At 53.8% G+C, this 15,816-nt stretch carries 16 protein-coding genes; 2 read left to right on the forward strand and 14 right to left on the reverse strand.

Annotation, left to right across the window (positions count from 1 at the left end; genetic code table 11):
• Positions 1-291 precede the first annotated feature (291 nt).
• From MUN86_RS03005 to nuoK, 4 genes are all read right to left on the reverse strand, one after another.
• Positions 292-1,701 carry an NADH-quinone oxidoreductase subunit N gene (locus tag MUN86_RS03005; protein ID WP_245121564.1) on the reverse strand — a complete coding sequence of 470 codons (1,410 nt, stop codon included), beginning with the start codon at positions 1,699-1,701 and terminating at the stop codon, positions 292-294.
• Positions 1,702-1,800: 99 nt separating this feature from the next.
• Complete coding sequence (locus tag MUN86_RS03010; RefSeq protein ID WP_245121567.1) at positions 1,801-3,270, reverse strand: complex I subunit 4 family protein; 1,470 nt, start codon at positions 3,268-3,270, stop codon at positions 1,801-1,803.
• A gap of 132 nt (positions 3,271-3,402) precedes the next feature.
• Positions 3,403-5,343 carry an NADH-quinone oxidoreductase subunit L gene (gene nuoL / locus MUN86_RS03015; RefSeq protein ID WP_245121569.1) on the reverse strand — a complete coding sequence of 647 codons (1,941 nt, stop codon included), beginning with the start codon at positions 5,341-5,343 and terminating at the stop codon, positions 3,403-3,405.
• A gap of 92 nt (positions 5,344-5,435) precedes the next feature.
• Complete coding sequence (nuoK, locus tag MUN86_RS03020; RefSeq protein ID WP_243799860.1) at positions 5,436-5,768, reverse strand: NADH-quinone oxidoreductase subunit NuoK; 333 nt, start codon at positions 5,766-5,768, stop codon at positions 5,436-5,438.
• Positions 5,769-6,068: 300 nt separating this feature from the next.
• Between nuoK and MUN86_RS03025 the strand changes: the two genes are divergently transcribed.
• Together MUN86_RS03025 and MUN86_RS03030 are read left to right on the forward strand one after the other, a co-directional pair.
• Entirely contained in the window at positions 6,069-6,671 is a 603-nt protein-coding gene (locus MUN86_RS03025; RefSeq protein ID WP_243799862.1) for an RNA polymerase sigma factor, read from the forward strand.
• A gap of 130 nt (positions 6,672-6,801) precedes the next feature.
• On the forward strand, positions 6,802-7,182 hold the full coding sequence (locus MUN86_RS03030) for a hypothetical protein (RefSeq protein ID WP_245121572.1): 381 nt from the start codon (positions 6,802-6,804) through the stop codon (positions 7,180-7,182).
• 58 nt (positions 7,183-7,240) lie between these two features.
• Here the strand turns inward: MUN86_RS03030 and MUN86_RS03035 are convergent, their stop codons facing one another.
• The 10 genes from MUN86_RS03035 to MUN86_RS03080 form a co-directional block, all read right to left on the reverse strand.
• A complete protein-coding gene (locus MUN86_RS03035) occupies positions 7,241-7,816 on the reverse strand; it encodes a hypothetical protein (protein WP_245121575.1) in 576 nt (191 codons plus the stop codon).
• 102 nt (positions 7,817-7,918) lie between these two features.
• Positions 7,919-8,428 (reverse strand): NADH-quinone oxidoreductase subunit J family protein, encoded by a 510-nt coding sequence (locus MUN86_RS03040; RefSeq protein WP_245121577.1) that lies wholly within the window; start codon positions 8,426-8,428, stop codon positions 7,919-7,921.
• Positions 8,429-8,496: 68 nt separating this feature from the next.
• Entirely contained in the window at positions 8,497-9,075 is a 579-nt protein-coding gene (locus tag MUN86_RS03045) for a NuoI/complex I 23 kDa subunit family protein (RefSeq protein WP_245121580.1), read from the reverse strand.
• Positions 9,076-9,087: 12 nt separating this feature from the next.
• Positions 9,088-10,182, reverse strand: a complete 1,095-nt coding sequence (nuoH, locus tag MUN86_RS03050) for an NADH-quinone oxidoreductase subunit NuoH (protein WP_243802804.1) — start codon at positions 10,180-10,182, stop codon at positions 9,088-9,090.
• Positions 10,183-10,278: 96 nt separating this feature from the next.
• Positions 10,279-11,280, reverse strand: a complete 1,002-nt coding sequence (locus tag MUN86_RS03055; RefSeq protein WP_245121583.1) for an NADH-quinone oxidoreductase subunit G — start codon at positions 11,278-11,280, stop codon at positions 10,279-10,281.
• 69 nt (positions 11,281-11,349) lie between these two features.
• Positions 11,350-12,690: an NADH-quinone oxidoreductase subunit NuoF gene (gene nuoF, locus MUN86_RS03060; RefSeq protein WP_245121586.1), complete on the reverse strand. Its 1,341-nt coding sequence runs from the start codon at positions 12,688-12,690 to the stop codon at positions 11,350-11,352.
• A 26-nt stretch (positions 12,691-12,716) separates the two neighbouring features.
• On the reverse strand, positions 12,717-13,286 hold the full coding sequence (locus MUN86_RS03065) for an NADH-quinone oxidoreductase subunit NuoE family protein (RefSeq protein ID WP_245121589.1): 570 nt from the start codon (positions 13,284-13,286) through the stop codon (positions 12,717-12,719).
• Between the two features lie 24 nt (positions 13,287-13,310).
• Positions 13,311-14,579 carry an NADH-quinone oxidoreductase subunit D gene (locus MUN86_RS03070; RefSeq protein ID WP_022824373.1) on the reverse strand — a complete coding sequence of 423 codons (1,269 nt, stop codon included), beginning with the start codon at positions 14,577-14,579 and terminating at the stop codon, positions 13,311-13,313.
• An 18-nt stretch (positions 14,580-14,597) separates the two neighbouring features.
• Positions 14,598-15,164, reverse strand: coding sequence for an NADH-quinone oxidoreductase subunit C (locus MUN86_RS03075; protein WP_245121592.1), 567 nt, complete (start codon positions 15,162-15,164; stop codon positions 14,598-14,600).
• Positions 15,165-15,248: 84 nt separating this feature from the next.
• Positions 15,249-15,803, reverse strand: a complete 555-nt coding sequence (locus tag MUN86_RS03080) for an NADH-quinone oxidoreductase subunit B (protein ID WP_280640580.1) — start codon at positions 15,801-15,803, stop codon at positions 15,249-15,251.
• Positions 15,804-15,816 lie beyond the last annotated feature (13 nt).

A 15,816-nucleotide genomic window follows, 5' to 3' on the forward strand; every position in this document is an offset into this window, starting at 1 on the left:
TACCCACTAGATAACCCATCCAATCAGCGCGGTTCGTTGAAAAGAAAGATAGGCAGGGACTGTTCGTCAGCAAACTATAGAAACTAGCTAACCATAACAGGTAAGCGCCCGGGCCAATGAAAGGGCCACCATACGCAACACTTGAACCTGCTACCATCCAAAGGATAGTTAGCACCCAAAGTAAACGGCCTATCCAAACTCGCAGCTGCATCGGCGTATATTTCGTCTAGAATAATAACAGAAAAAGCGGCTTTCGGGCCGCTTTTTCTGTTTGATAAGTATGTTGTCTGTTTACAGAATTCCGCTCAGAATACCCGGTAGCACACCAAGCACCACCGTCAGTAGGGCTAGTAGCAGCAGTGCCCCGGACTGGAAACCGCCTACTCGTATAGGTTCGGCAGTATCGGCGTCCGCGTCGCGCATGTACATGGCAATGATGGGGCGCAGGTAGTAGTAGATGCTAATCATCGACATAACTACCGCAAACACCACCAGGCCAATATGCCCGTTCTCTACGGCTGCCGAGAAGATGAAAAACTTCCCAAAGAAACCACCAGTTAATGGAATGCCCGCCAAAGAAAGCATAGCTACCGTCATCACGAAAGCCAGCAGCGGATTGGTTTTAGCCAGACCGTTTAGTCCGTCATAGTCTTCGCGCATCCGCTGCTCAGATACCTGCTTCAATACCCCAAAAGCGGCCACCGTAGCCAGTGAATAAGCCAGCGAATAGAAGAAGATACCGTTGGCCGAAGCACCCTCTAATTGCCCATTGAATGCCACTAGCCCAATGAGTAGATAGCCCGCGTGCGACACACTGGAATAAGCCAGCATCCGCTTGGCACTAGTTTGTGCTACGGCGCCTATGTTGCCAATAGCCAAAGTAAGCACGCACATAGCCGTTAGTGTAGGCAGCCAAAGCCCCTGCGCCGAGGCAGCCGGGAAAGCTTGCACCAATAGCTTCAGGAACGCTGCGAAACCAGCCGTTTTCACCACTGTGCTCATGAAAGCAGTGAAGAAGGTAGGAGTGCCCTCGTACACATCAGGAGTCCAGAAGTGGAAAGGAGCGGCCGACACCTTGAAACCAATGCCAATAAGCATCATCAGCATTCCGATGTACAGCATTGGCGTAAGCGAAGCATTGACCGGATTTTGCACGGCAAAGCTGATGTTTTTCAACTCGAAAGTGCCCGTGGCACCGTATACCAGCGCCATACCGAAGAGCAGGATGCCCGTGGCAAACGCGCCCATCAGGAAATACTTCAGGGCGGCTTCGTTGGAACGCAAATTGGTTTTCTCGGCGCCGGCTACCACGTACATAGCCACGCTCAGGATTTCAATGCCCAAGAACAGCATCAGCAAGTGGTTGTAGGCCACCATCATAATGGCCCCAACTAGCGAAAAAATCAGCAGCGAGTAGTATTCAGCCAGATTGGCTTGCCCGTCGCGCACGTATTTTTCGGAGAAGGGAATCAGCAGCAGCGCCGTCAACACCACGATGCCCGTGAAGGCCACCGAGAAGTTGTCAACGATAAGCATATCATTGAAAAACGACTGTGGTCCGCCGTTCCAGTCGATGAAGTTCACGGTAAGTACCGTGCCCAACATGAGCATAGCGGCCGGCAGAAGTATCCGGTTGGAGCGCAGGAACCCTAGAAATAGGTTGCCGAGGCCAAAAACAGAAAGAAGAACGATTGAAATCATGGTCAAACTGTAACACCAACGTGTAGGTGGCGAATCATGAAACTATGTCGTGGCAGCCGTGGCAACTTGCGTAGCCGGGCTACCAGCTTAAAGTTGGCGTTACCTCTTCACCACCTCACTCAAGATATTCATCACGCTGCCTTCCGACAGGTGCAGGAACGTGTTCGGGAACAAGCCAATCCAGAAGACCAGCACAATCAGCGGCACCAGTACCACTAGCTCGGCGCCAGTCAGGTCGGTGATGGTAGCAGAGAACGACGAATCGGGTCCGAGCATCACGCGCTGAAACATACGCAGCAAGTACACAGCCGCCAAAATGATGGTAATGCCGGCTACAGCGCCCATCCACGCATTGTATTGATATACGCCGCCGAGCAGCAGAAATTCACCCACAAACCCATTGGTGAGCGGCAAGGCCACCGTACCGAGTAGTAGGACCAGGAAGCACACCGTCAGGACGGGTGTCTGGCGGGTGAGTCCGCCTAGGTCCGGAATCATGCGGGTATTAGTGCGGCGCTCGATGCAGTCGGCTATGAAGAACATACCTACCACGTTCACGCCGTGAGCCAGCATCTGAATGCTAGCACCTTGCAAACCAATTTGGGTGAGCGAGAACACGCCCGCCGCCATCAGCCCAACGTGCGAGAGGGAAGAGTAAGCAATGAGGCGCTTCACGTCTTGCTGCCGAATTGCAATGATAGCGCCGTAGATGATACCAATAATCGACAAGATCAGCACCAGGTTCTGCCACTGACTCACGCCCAACGGCACCACCGGCAGCAACCAACGCATGCAGCCATAAATACCCATTTTCAGCATGATGCCCGAAAGCAGCATCGTAGCCGGGGCCGGCGACTCGGTGTAGGTGTCCGGCTGCCACGTGTGGAATGGGAAGACCGGCATCTTCACGGCAAAAGCCGCAAAAATCAACCAGAACAACCACGACTGTTCCTGCGCGCTTAAGGTCAGGTTGTAGAACGAGGCTAGTTCGGAATTGTGAGCGGCGAGGCCATTGGCAGCCGGACCGGTTTGGAAGTAGAGGTACACAAACGCGGCCAGCATAAACAGCGAACCGACAATGGTGTAAAGAAAAAACTTGAACGTGATGCGGGCTCGGTTTACACCACCCCACACGCCAGCCAAGAAGTAGATCGGAATCAAGGCAACTTCCCAAAAGAAGTAGAACAGAAACGCATCCTGCGCCGTGAACACGCCCACCAAACCTGTTTCCATGAACAGTACCAGCGCGTAGAATGCCGAGGCATTCTCGAAGTTCCGACGGTACGAGGCCAGCAGAATCAGCGGCACCAGAAACGTTGTCAGTAGCACCAATAGCAAGCTCAGCCCGTCCATTCCCACATGGAAGTTGATACCTGCAGAAGCTATCCAGGGCAGGTTCGACGAGAATTGTCCGGAGTTACCACCGTTGAAAGTAACAGCTGCGAAAACCGCCAGTACGAATTCGATCAGCGCCGCGCCAAACGCTGCCACCCGGGCAGCACTGCCTTTAAAGAAGTGCAGTAGCAGGGCGGCCGCCACGGGCCAGAGTAGGAGGAGAACTGTGAGCATTAGGTAAGCAAGTTGTTCAGGCGACGGTGGGAACGAAAAGCAACAATAGCTTTCCTGTCAGCAGAATTTGGTTTTAGAGCGAAACGAAGGACATACAGCCTGTAAAACCGTACGCATCATCCAGCTATGATTTTAAAACTTACCGGAGTTTAAAGCTAGTATCAGTACAATGCCGATTACCATTAGGATCAGGTAAGTCTCTACCGAGCCGGTTTGTACGTTGCGTAGGAGCCGTCCGCCTCCCATGGTAAGGCGGCCAAAGCCGTTAACTACCGGGTCGATAACGCCTTGCTCTACGTAGCGGTAAAACCAGTTCGACAGAATCATAATCGGCCGTACAAACAGTGCGTTGTACAACTCGTCGATGTAATACTTGTGATAAACCACGCTTTCAGGAGCCGAACGTTGCGCGTCATCCTCGGCAGGCCGCACGCCGCGGCTCACGTACTGCACGTACGCCAAAATGATACCTAGTACGCCAGCGCCCACCGAGAGGCCGATAAGCATGTATTCCGTGGCGTGGTCAACTTCGGCACCGAATGCAGCGGGATTAAGGCGCTGCGAGTACGTGAAGAGCGGCGCGAGGTAGTCAGCCAGGTAGCCACGGCCCAATACCAGCGGTGCGTTCATGAAACCACCGATGGCCGCTAGAATAGCGAGAATGATGAGCGGCAGCGTCATGGAAGCTGGCGACTCGTGCAAGTGGTGCTTCTGCTCTTCAGTGCCCCGGAACTCGCCGAAGAAGGTGAGGAACAGCAGGCGGAACATGTAGAAAGCCGTCAGGAAGGCCGTGAATAAGCCGATAGCGTACAGCACCTTGCTATGCTCGTAGGCGTGCAGCAGGATTTCGTCTTTCGAAAAGAAGCCCGAGAAAGGCGGGATGCCCGCAATGGCGAGACAGCCAATTAGGAAGGTAATGAACGTAATAGGTAGCGCCTTGCGCAGGCCACCCATACGGCGCATGTCCTGCTCGTTGCTCATGGCGTGAATTACGGAGCCCGCGCCCAAGAACATCAACGCCTTAAAGAAAGCGTGCGTCAAGACGTGAAACAGGCTGGTGCTGTACCCCATCACGCCCAAGGCCAGGAACATATAACCCAACTGCGAAACGGTGGAATATGCCAGTACTTTCTTGATGTCGTTTTGGGCCAGGCCAATGGTAGCTGCAAATAGTGCCGTAGCGGCACCAATGATGGCAACAACTTCCAACGTTTGGGGTGCCAGTGTGAATAGAACGTTGGCGCGTAGTATCATATAGATGCCCGCTGTAACCATGGTTGCCGCGTGAATCAGGGCCGATACCGGGGTAGGGCCGGCCATGGCGTCGGGTAGCCAGGTGTAGAGTGGCAACTGGGCCGATTTACCCATGGCACCCACGAAAAGCAGCAGCGTAATGGCCGTCACGACGGTCGTGCCAATTTGCATGGCCGAGGCCTTCTGAAACACTTCGGCGTACTGAACTGAGTCGAAGGTGAGGTAAATCAGGAAGATGCCGAGCAGGAAGCCAAGGTCACCGATACGGTTGATGATGAAGGCTTTCTTGGCGGCGTTGTTGTAGTTGGTGTTCTTGTTCCAGAAACCGATGAGCAGGTAGGAGCAGAGCCCCACGCCTTCCCAACCAATAAATAAAATCACGAAGTTGGCACCGAGTACCAGCACCAACATGCTGAATACGAACAGGTTTAAGAAGCTGAAAAACTTGCCCACGTTCTCGTCGTGGTGCATGTAGCCGATGCTGTACACGTGAATCAGGAACCCGACGCCCGTCACGAGCAGCAGCATAATCAAGCTCAGCTGGTCGATCTGGTAGGAGAAAGGAACCTGCATCGAGCCGACCGAAATCCAATCGAACAGCGTGACGGTGTACTGATACTGGAAATTCAGAAACAGAAACACCGAAATCAGGAACGAGCCGAGCACTGTGGCGCTGCCAAGTACGCCAGCTACCGTGCCCGAGAGGCGCTTGTTCAGCAACCCATTGATGAGAAAGCCCAAGAAAGGCAGCAGCGGAATCAGCACGTACAGAAAAGTGGAGTACGGGGCGCTGGCGGCAGGTAGAACGGTTTCTTGCATCTATAGTAATGGCTAAATGGCTGCTTAGCTGTCCTGTTAAAGGTAGGCCACGAATGACCTGCCACTTAACAAAAAGCTATTCAGCCATCAACTTAGAACTTCAGTCGATTTAATAGATTGACGTCGGTGTTTTGCAGGTTTCGGTAAATCATGACGATAATGGCCAAACCCACAGCTACTTCGGCGGCGGCTACAGCCATGATGAAAAACACGAACACCTGCCCATTTGCATCGGAGCGGTAGGCCGCAAAGGCGGTGAGCAGCACGTTTACGGCGTTGAGCATCAGCTCTACACACATAAAGATGATGATAGCATTACGCCGGGTGAGCACCCCAAGCACGCCGATGGCAAAAAGCGCCGTGGCGAAGAAGACGTAGTATTGAAGCGGAACCGTTTGAATAACCTGCGGTATGTTCTGATCCATGCGGGGCAGTTGACGGCGAAATGAAGCGGCAGGCAGAAGCGCAGCCGTAGTGAATTGGCTGGCAAAGGTATCCTGAAAATTGGAAAACGCCACCCTTAAATCGGGTCCTCGGCTCAGACAGTTGTGGGATTAGTGCGCTTTTAATCTGTATTTAAAGGGTAGAGCAGTCGGATTGTTGAGGTAAGAGCCGACGGAGCCACTCAGTACGGAAGCGAGGGTAGCGCAAGGCACCGACTGCTTATTTCAAAAAGTGCAGGGATAATGAAGTATTTTCCAGCCTCGTCCGTCTGTGTTAGCAGAATGGAAACGCTACCCCTCACCATGACGCTACCGATGACGGCCGGCCACCAGGACCAGCAGATACAGGAGGCTGTGCGCGCACAGCGCGGCCGGCTGCTGCAGTTCATCCGTCGCCGCATCCCCGATCCCGCCGAGGCGGAAGACGTCTTGCAAGACGTCTTTGCCGAACTCGTAGAAAGCTACCGCGTGCTCAAGCCGGTAGAGCAGGCTGCGGCCTGGCTGTTCCGTGTGGCCCGCAACAAAATCACGGACCTCTACCGCCGCAAAAAAACCACTTCTCTCGAAGACGAGTTGACCCGCAACTTCTCTGCCGACGAAGAAAACTCTCTGCTGCTCGCCGATATTCTGCCCGCTCCCGACGATGCCCCAGAAAACCGGCTGCTTCGCGAGACGCTCATGGAAGCGTTATCCGACGCACTGGCCGAACTACCCGCCGCTCAACGAGAAGTTTTTATTTGGCACGAGCTAGAAGAAAAAACTTTCCGCGAGATGGAAGAGGAAACAGGAGTGCCGCTTAAAACCTTAATTTCCCGCAAGCACTACGCCGTGCAACACCTGCGCAAGCGCCTGCAAAAGCTTTACACCGAACTGTTCACTGACTAAATCCTTCTTTGAGACACGTCCCGCAGCGCTTGTAGAAGCCTCTCGCATGCGGACGCCTAGAACGGTTCACAATTTGCACACCTGCGAGAGGCTTCCTTCGTCAGTACGACGTTTTTAGAAACCCCACATTATGAATCGCTCTTCTTGGCTGCTTCGCGGCCTTAAATTCGCTCTCTTAGGAATCTTGTTTGTGGCCGCTATTGGCTTCATTACAATGAGTCTCTGGAACTGGCTCGTTCCCGACCTCTTCAATGGTCCCTTTATTACATTTCCTCAAACTCTAGGCTTGCTGTTGCTGACCCGCATCTTGTTCGGTGGCTTCAACAAAAGCGGGCGCGCCGGGGCTTGGAGCCGCCGCCGCAGAATGATGCGTGAGAAGATGGAGTCCCGCATGGCCAGTCTTTCTCCTGAAGAACAAGAGAAGTTCCGCCAGAAAATGCACGCTACCTGCAGCGCCCCCGCTTGGATGCGTCGCTCGGCACCTGAAGAACCACAGAAAGTCTCCGTATAACACAAAACGAAAGCGGCCCCTAGTTCATTAGGGGCCGCTTTCGTTTTGCGTTATATATTTAACGCAAATAGTGCGCCGTTAGGATGATGCCGTATATCCAGAAATTATAAAGCAGCGTGTATACTAAGCCATAACACAAGCTCACGCTAAATCGGCCTTTACACATGCTAGAATGACGGAAGACGAGGCGTAATGACCGAAAAAACACCCAATAAAGCATACTGACAAACACCAGTAGCACACCCCAAGCAATAGCTGCAAAACACCACAGTAAAAATATTGCTACTACAGCGGCTATCAGCCAAAGAAGCAATGCTATGATTACACCTCCACATCCTTCACCAGCATCTAGATTAACGTCGGGTAGATCTAAGCCTACATCTGCAAAGCTTTCAGGAAAAGGTCCCCGCTTAATGTAATCCATTAGATTACTCATATCGTTACGCAGCTTCACGCCTTCATAAAGCCCTACGGTTATGAAGGATAAGAAAGCTGTTGAAAGAATGGTTAACGAAATAAGTGATTCCTTGAAAATGCTCCATTCCTGTCGTAACCCTATAAACCAAACAGCCAACGATGTGAGAGTGGCAATAGAAATAGTAGTATAGAATACTTTCTTAGAAGGTAGTCTCATATAATGCTTACCCGAGTAATAGAGCAAGGTGAAAATAGCTGTAAAACGAAAAGCGGCAACTGATTATCAGTTGCCGCTTTTTACTGTATTAGAATACTATACTTAGAAATTCCGCTCTCCAGTTTCACGCTTGCCTAGCATTACGGCTCCTACCATAGCTACTAAGAGCAGAATAGAAGCCAGCTCGAACGGTAGTTTGTAGGTGGTGAACAACACCATACCGAGCTTATCCACCATTCCAATCTGCGAGTCGAATGTAGTGCCGTTTACGGCGGGTAGTTGGATGTCTCGCAACGCCACAATCATAATGACGAACAACGAGCCACCGGCAATGGCCGCCGCAATTTTAGCTAATGCTGGCTTGTGGGGCTCCGTGTCCACGTTCAGATTCAGAAACATAATCACGAACAGGAATAGCACCATAATGGCGCCGGCGTACACGATAATGTTAACGGCCGCCAAGAACTGCGCGTTCAGCAACAAGTAGTGTCCTGAGAGCGAGAAGAACGTCAGAATCAGAAACAGCACGCTGTGTATCGGATTCTTGGCAAACACCACGCCCAGCGCGCTTAGCAGCGCTACAAAGGACAGAAAGAGGAATATTGGAGACATTGCAGATGTTTTTTGTTGCCTTGAGCCCACGAAGTCTTTCGCGCTGCTCAAGACAACAAATGTAGTAGTTACGCCGGTTGCTGAACCATCTTGTTGCGGAGAGCTTCGGCCTGCTCTGGCGTGAGCTGGATGCCACGCTCCGAACGTTTCGACGGATCAACTGGCTCTACGAGGCGGTCTTTGCCGTAGATGAACTCGTCGCGCTCGAAGCGTGGCGGGGCCATTTTATCGGCTTGGAGATACACGGCAGCTTTCGGGCAGGCTTCTTCGCAGAGGCCGCAGAAGATGCAGCGCAGCATGTTCACTTCGTAGCTGATGGCGTACTTCTCTTCGCGGTAGAGACCTTCTTCGCCTTTTTTCCGCTCGCCAGCTACCATTGTAATGGCTTCGGCGGGGCAGGCTACGGCACAAAGGCCACAGGCCGTGCACCGCTCCCGGCCCTGCTCATCGCGCTTAAGCACGTGCAAGCCGCGGAAGATAGGGGAGAAAGGACGCACCTCTTCGGGGTACCGCACAGTGGCCTTCTTCATGAAGAAGTGGCGCATCGTGATGCTCAGACCCTGGAAGATAGCCGGCAAATACGCCCGCTCCGCCAGTGTCATCGGCTTCTTTTCTAGTTTCTTGGCTCTATTGGTGAGAGGCTGCATGAGTCAGTTCAATTACTTAATCACCCCGAACGTGATGAGGCCGCCGGTGATAAGGATGTTGATAACAGCCAGCGGAATCAGAATGGTCCAGCCAAGGCGCATCAGTTGGTCATAGCGGAAGCGCGGGAGAGTCCAGCGAATCCACATAAAGAAGAAGATAAAGGCGAAGATTTTGCCAAACAGCAGCAAGGTGCCAAGCGCCGTAATCAGGTTTTGCGCCGAAGCCAATTCCCAACCTTGGCTGCTCGCCAACCAGTCGCGCAGTTCATATTGAAAGGGGAAGTTGAAGCCACCGAAGTAGAGCACGCTCATCACGGCCGAAACCACGAAGATGTTCACATACTCCGAGAACAAGTACAAGCCCAATTTCATCGACGAATACTCGGTGTGGTAACCACCTACCAATTCAGTTTCGCACTCAGGCAAGTCGAACGGGGTGCGGTTAGTTTCCGCAAAGGCGCATACTAAGAAGATGATGAAGCCCAACGGCTGCTTCATGATATTCCAGTTGAAGATGTCCTGCCATACGAAAGCGCCCTCCGAAGACTGTTGCAGCGTGATTTCGCGCAACGAAAGCGTGCCCGAAATCATCAGCACCGCAATCAGCGACAAGCCCATGGCGAGTTCATAGCTGATGTTCTGCGAAGCAGCCCGGATAGCGCCGAGCAATGAGAATTTGTTGTTGGAAGCCCAACCACCAATCATCACGCCGTACACGCCCAACGATACCACCCCGAACACCCACAGCATCCCAATATTCACCTCGATTCCTTGCAGGAAGAAGGCGTTGTTACCGAAGCTGAGGTTGTTGCCAAACGGAATTACCGCCGACGACATCAGGGCCGTAATCATGGCCAGGCAAGGGCCAAACACGAACAGCGCCTTGTTGGCACCGCCGGGGAAGAACTCTTCTTTCGTGAACATCTTCACGGCATCGGCCAGGGGCTGCGCCAAGCCGTAAGGGCCTGCGCGGTCCGGACCAACCCGGTCTTGCAAAAAGGCGGCAATAACACGCTCCGCGTACGTGCAGTAGGTTGCTATCAGCAGCGAAACCGCAAATACAACAAAGATGACAATGGATTGCCAGCCAAGGGTGGGTAGTTCAATCATAGTGTTGCTTGTTGAATTGCTGCTTGCTGAATGGTTGGCCGTTCAATGAACACTAAAAAACGCCAATAACTCAGCAAGCACGAATTCAATCAGTTAGCCTATTTTCAGTGGAGGATTCTTTTCCAAATCGCGCTGCGTACTTTCAGGTAAGTCGGCTATTACCGACTGATTAAGCACGGGCAGTTCATAGTGATTGGCCGAAATTACCGAAGAACGTTCGATATGTGCCGGTCCTTCGATAGTCCAGTCGGCCGTTTCTTTTCTGTCGAAGCGGCATTCGTTGCAAATCCACTCTTTCACCTCGCCGTACTGGTCTTTACGGGCCGTTACGCGGAGTACGTCTTTGCCTTTGTACCAAAGGGTCACATTACCGGCGCACTTCGGGCAGTCGCGGTGCGCATTCACGGGTTTCGTGAACCACACGCGTTGTTTGAAACGGAACGTTTTGTCGGTGAGGGCACCTACCGGGCACACGTCGATGACGTTACCAGAGAAGTCGTTATCAATGATGTTCTCGATATACGTACCGATTTCAGCAGCGTCGCCGCGGCCTAGCACACCGTGTACACGGCCACCTTCCGAAATCTGGTCGGCGGTGTATACGCACCGGTAGCACAGGATGCAACGCGTCATGTGCAGTTGAATGAGCGGACCGATATCGATTTTCTCGAACGTGCGGCGCTCTTCACGGTAGCGGGTCGTAGACACGCCGTGCTCAAAGGCGAAGTCTTGCAGACTGCATTCCCCGGCTTGGTCGCACACGGGGCAGTCCAGCGGGTGGTTGATGAGCAGCATTTCCACAATGCCTTTGCGCACATCAAGTACCTGTTCAGATTTGGTGTTTTCGACCACCATACCGTCTTGTACAGGCGTTACGCACGAAGCCACCAGTTTGGGCATCGGGCGTGGGTCTTTGGTGGAACCAGCAGCTACACGCACCAAGCAAGCGCGGCATTTGCCGCCCGAGCCCTTCAGCGGCGTGTAGTAGCACATAGCCGGAGGCACAATGCTACCACCGATTTGGCGGGCTGCGTTGAGAATGGTTGTTCCGTCTGGAACTTCCACCTCGATGCCGTCGAAAGTTATTTTAGCCATTTAAGTTAAAGACGTTAAGATTTCGTCGGTCATGCAGCAAGCAAGGCAAGCAGCGCATGACGGTCTGATTTAGGCCAGTACCGCTTTGCCTTGGTACACTGCGCCAGGTTGGGCAGCTTCCTTGGCGTGCGTTACGTGCCACTCGAATTCGTCGCGGAAGTGACGAACGGCAGCGGCCACCGGCCAAGCAGCGGCTTCGCCAAGTGGGCAAATGGTGTTGCCCTCGATTTGCTTGGCTACACTCACCAGCAAGTCGATGTCTTCCATGTGGCCGTGGCCGTGCTCCAAGCGGTGCAACACCTTTTCCAACCAGCCCGTACCCTCACGGCAAGGCGAGCATTGCCCGCATGACTCGTGGTGGTAGAAACGGGAGAAGCTCCAGGTGTTGCGCACGATGCAGGTTGTCTCGTCCATGGCAATGAAACCACCCGAGCCAAGCATAGTACCCGTCACGAAGCCACCATCCGAAAGCGACTCGTAACTCATGAGGCGAGGCTCACCAGCAGCCGTTTTCAGGATCAGCTCTTTGGGTAGAATTGGAACGGACGAACCACCGGCTACTACAGCCTTCAACTCGCGACCTTTCCAGATGCCGCCGCAGTACTCATCGGAGTAGATAAATTCCTCAACGGGCAAGCCCAACTCGATTTCGTAGATGCCCGGCTTGTTGAGGTGGCCACAAGCCGAAAACAGCTTGGTGCCGGTGCTCCGGCCAACGCCAATCTTCGCGTATTCCTCACCGCCATCGTTCACGATAACCGGGACGGCCGCAATAGATTCTACGTTGTTTACCACCGTCGGACGGGCGTAGAGGCCTTGCACAGCCGGAAATGGTGGTTTGTTGCGTGGGTTACCCCGCTTGCCTTCCAAGGATTCCAGCAAAGCAGTTTCTTCGCCGCAGATGTATGCGCCGCCACCGGGATGCACAAATAGGTCTAGGTCGTAACCCGAACCCAAGATGTTTTTGCCAAGGAAACCAGCCGCATATGCTTCTGCAATGGCTTTCTCTAGAATGCGCAGCACGTACAACAACTCGCCGCGGATATAGATGTACGAGGTGTTTGCTCCAAGTGCATACGAACTTGTAATCATGCCTTCCACCAGCAAGTGCGGCAGTTTCGACATCAACTGGCGGTCCTTGAAAGTGCCCGGCTCTGATTCGTCAGCGTTGCAGACGAGGTAGCGTGGCACGCCTTCTGGCTTGGCCAGGAAGCTCCACTTCATACCGGTAGGGAAGCCAGCGCCGCCGCGCCCACGTAGGCCCGACTTCTTCACTTCTTCCACCACCTCATCGGGGGTCATCGTCTTCAGCGCTTTCTCCACCGAGCGGTAGCCGCCATGTTTGCGGTATACCTCAAAGGTATCGATGCCTTCAACGTTAATATGTTCGGTCAGCAGTTTGCGTCCCATAGGTTGTAGCGGTTGGCTGAAAGACGTTAATTGTTAGCCAGGGCGTTCGACAAGCCAGTTTCTTCCCACGGTAAAGCCGGACGGTGGACCTGGTTGCGCAGTTCGGTGAGCATGGCATCTACCGCAGCCGGAGTATCCAGCTGCTCGTAGTATTTCTCCCGAACCTGCACGATGGGGGCGAAGCCACAAGCCGCCAAGCATTCCACTTCCTTGAGCGTGAAGAGGCCGTCGGGAGAGGTTGCGCCGTTCACTTTCGCGCCAGTGATGCGCTCCAAGTGAGCGGTTAGCTCGTCGGAGCCGCGCAACATGCAAGGGCCCGTACGGCAGATTTCCAGCACGTGCTTACCAACTGGCTTGAGGTTGAACATGGTGTAGAAAGACGACACCTCGTACACCTCAATGGGTTTGATGCCAATAACCTCGGCTACCAAATCCTGCACCTCCGGGCTCACCCAACCACCAAATTCGGCCTGCGCAATGTGCAGGACTGGCAGCAACGCCGACTTGCGGCGCTCCGGTGGATACTGCTTGCAAATGCGTTCAATCTCCGCTTTAGCGGCTTCGGAAAATTGCGGCTTAACGCTCGTCGTCTCCATGTACTTACTTGAAATCAACAAAAACTACGCGTCCAGCTCGCCAGCGATTACGTTCATCGACGACAGCGTCACGATGGCGTCGGAGAGGGTCTGGCCCACTACCATTTCCGTGTAGGCTTGATAGTAGATAAAGCACGGACGGCGGAAGTGTAAGCGGTACGGCGTGCGGCCTCCATCAGAAACCAAATAGAAACCTAGCTCGCCGTTGCCACCTTCCACGCTGTGGTACACCTCACCAACCGGAGCGTCAATTTCGCCCATGATGATCTTGAAGTGGTAGATGAGCGCCTCCATGTTCTGGTACACGGCCTGTTTGGGAGGCAGGTAGAAGTGCGGCGCGTCGGCGTGGTAAGGGCCTTCGGGTAGATTCTCCAGGGCCTGCTCGATGATGCGCAAGCTCTGCCAAATTTCTTCGTTGCGCACCATGAACCGGTCGTAGGTGTCGCCCTTAGTGCCCACCGGAATTTCGAAGTCGAAATCCTGGTAGCTGGAGTAAGGGTTCATCACCCGCACGTCGTAATCGACACCGGCAGCGCGTAGGTTAGGGCCCGTAAAACCGTAGTTGAGGGCGCGCTCAGCAGAAATGCCGCCCACGTCCACTACCCGGTCCATGAAGATGCGGTTGCGGTTGAACATCTTCTCGAACTCGCGCATTACAGCTGGGAACGACTTCAGCCAAGCCCGCAGCTTCTGGATAGCTACCGGCGTGAAGTCGCGCTCCATACCGCCTACGCGGCCCATATTAGTGGTCAGGCGGGCACCGCTTACTTCCTCGTAAATCTCGTATACCTTCTCCCGCTCGTCCATCAGGTAGAGGAAGCCAGTGAAAGCACCCGTGTCCACGCCTAAAATGCCATTGCAAATGAGGTGATCAGTGATGCGGGCCAGTTCCATCAGAATCACGCGCATGTATTGCGCGCGCTTCGGAACGGTCACGCCGAGCAGTTTCTCTACCGTCATGTGCCAGCCCATGTTGTTGATGGGCGACGAACAGTAGTTCATCCGGTCGGTGAGGGGCGTAATCTGGTAGAACGGCCGGCGCTCCGCAATTTTCTCGAAGGCGCGGTGGATATAGCCAATAGTAGGTACCCCCGACACAATCCGCTCCCCATCCATCTGCAGAATGTTCTGGAAGATTCCGTGGGTAGCAGGGTGGGTAGGCCCTAAGTTGAGCGTAGTCAGCTCTTGGTTGAAGTCATTGACGGTTGGGGCCAGCGGATGAAGATTGGGCCGTTGCTCTTCGGCCTCTTCAACAATCTTGCGGGTGCCTTCCAGCGTGTCGTTTACTGCCATGATATAGGTATCCGGGGCCTAGCGGCCGAAGAATAAGTCGGTTTTGTCTTCACGGGTACCATCCTCCAGCGCGTACTGTTTGCGCATGGGGTGGTAGTCCATGTCTTCCACATTGAGGATGCGGATAAGATTGGGGTGCCCAACGAAAATGATACCGTAGTAGTCGAACGATTCACGCTCCATCCAATTGGCGGCGGAGTAGAGGTCAGTCAACGTCGGCACATGCGGGTCGCCAATAGGAAAGAAAATTTTCAGCCGCAGGCGGACATTATGCACCAAGCTATGCAGCATGTACACCATGCCTAGCTCTTGGTCTTTCCGCTCCGGCCAATGCATGCCGCACATGGTAGTCAGGAAGTTGAGCTGCAACTCCTGGTCTTGCTGAAGGCCGGCAATGATATCGTGGATTCGCTCCCGTGTGGTCGTGACGGTCAGGAAGCCATAAGGCTCTTCCACATCAGTGAAAGCGTCTTGTCCAAACAAACGATACAGAAGGTCGAGCAACTGCTTGTTCTTCTGCGCGGCCGGATCAAGTTCGGCAGCGGTTTCCTGAGCGTCGGGTGATTCTACGGTTTGGTCAGCCATTTAGCGGTAGAAGTGAGCAACGGAGAGAAGAGGGTGAGCAAAGGATTGCAGGCGCCTCACCCCTCCATGCGCAATGTCTGTGGTCTATTTGATGTTGTAAGAAGCCAGCAGGGCTTGGTATTCAGGCGAGTTGCGGCGGCGGGTAGACTCGTTTTTGGCGAGGTCCTGTACACGCATCAAGCCATCAAGTACTTGCTCGGGGCGGGGTGGGCAGCCCGGCACGTACACGTCAACCGGAATAATCCGGTCGATGCCTTGCAGAACCGAGTAGGTATCGAAGATGCCACCCGAAGAAGCGCAAGCACCCATGGCGAGTACCCACCGGGGCTCCGCCATCTGCTCGTACACTTGCTTCACGATAGGGGCCATTTTCTTGGCAATGGTACCCATCACCATCAGCAAGTCAGCCTGCCGGGGCGAGAAGCTAGGGCGCTCGGAACCGAAGCGCGAGATGTCGTAGCGGGCACCCATAGTGGCCATGAACTCGATGCCGCAGCACGAAGTGGCGAAAGGTAGGGGCCAGAGCGAATTAGCGCGGGCAATACCTACTACTTTCTCGAGCGACGTAGCGAAGAAGCCGGCTCCTTCGAGGCCGTCCGGCGCCTCCGTCATTTTGATTTCGGGAACTCTATTATCCATGAGTGAAAGTCAG

This window comes from Hymenobacter volaticus (assembly GCF_022921055.1).
GTDB classification, from domain to species: domain Bacteria; phylum Bacteroidota; class Bacteroidia; order Cytophagales; family Hymenobacteraceae; genus Hymenobacter; species Hymenobacter volaticus.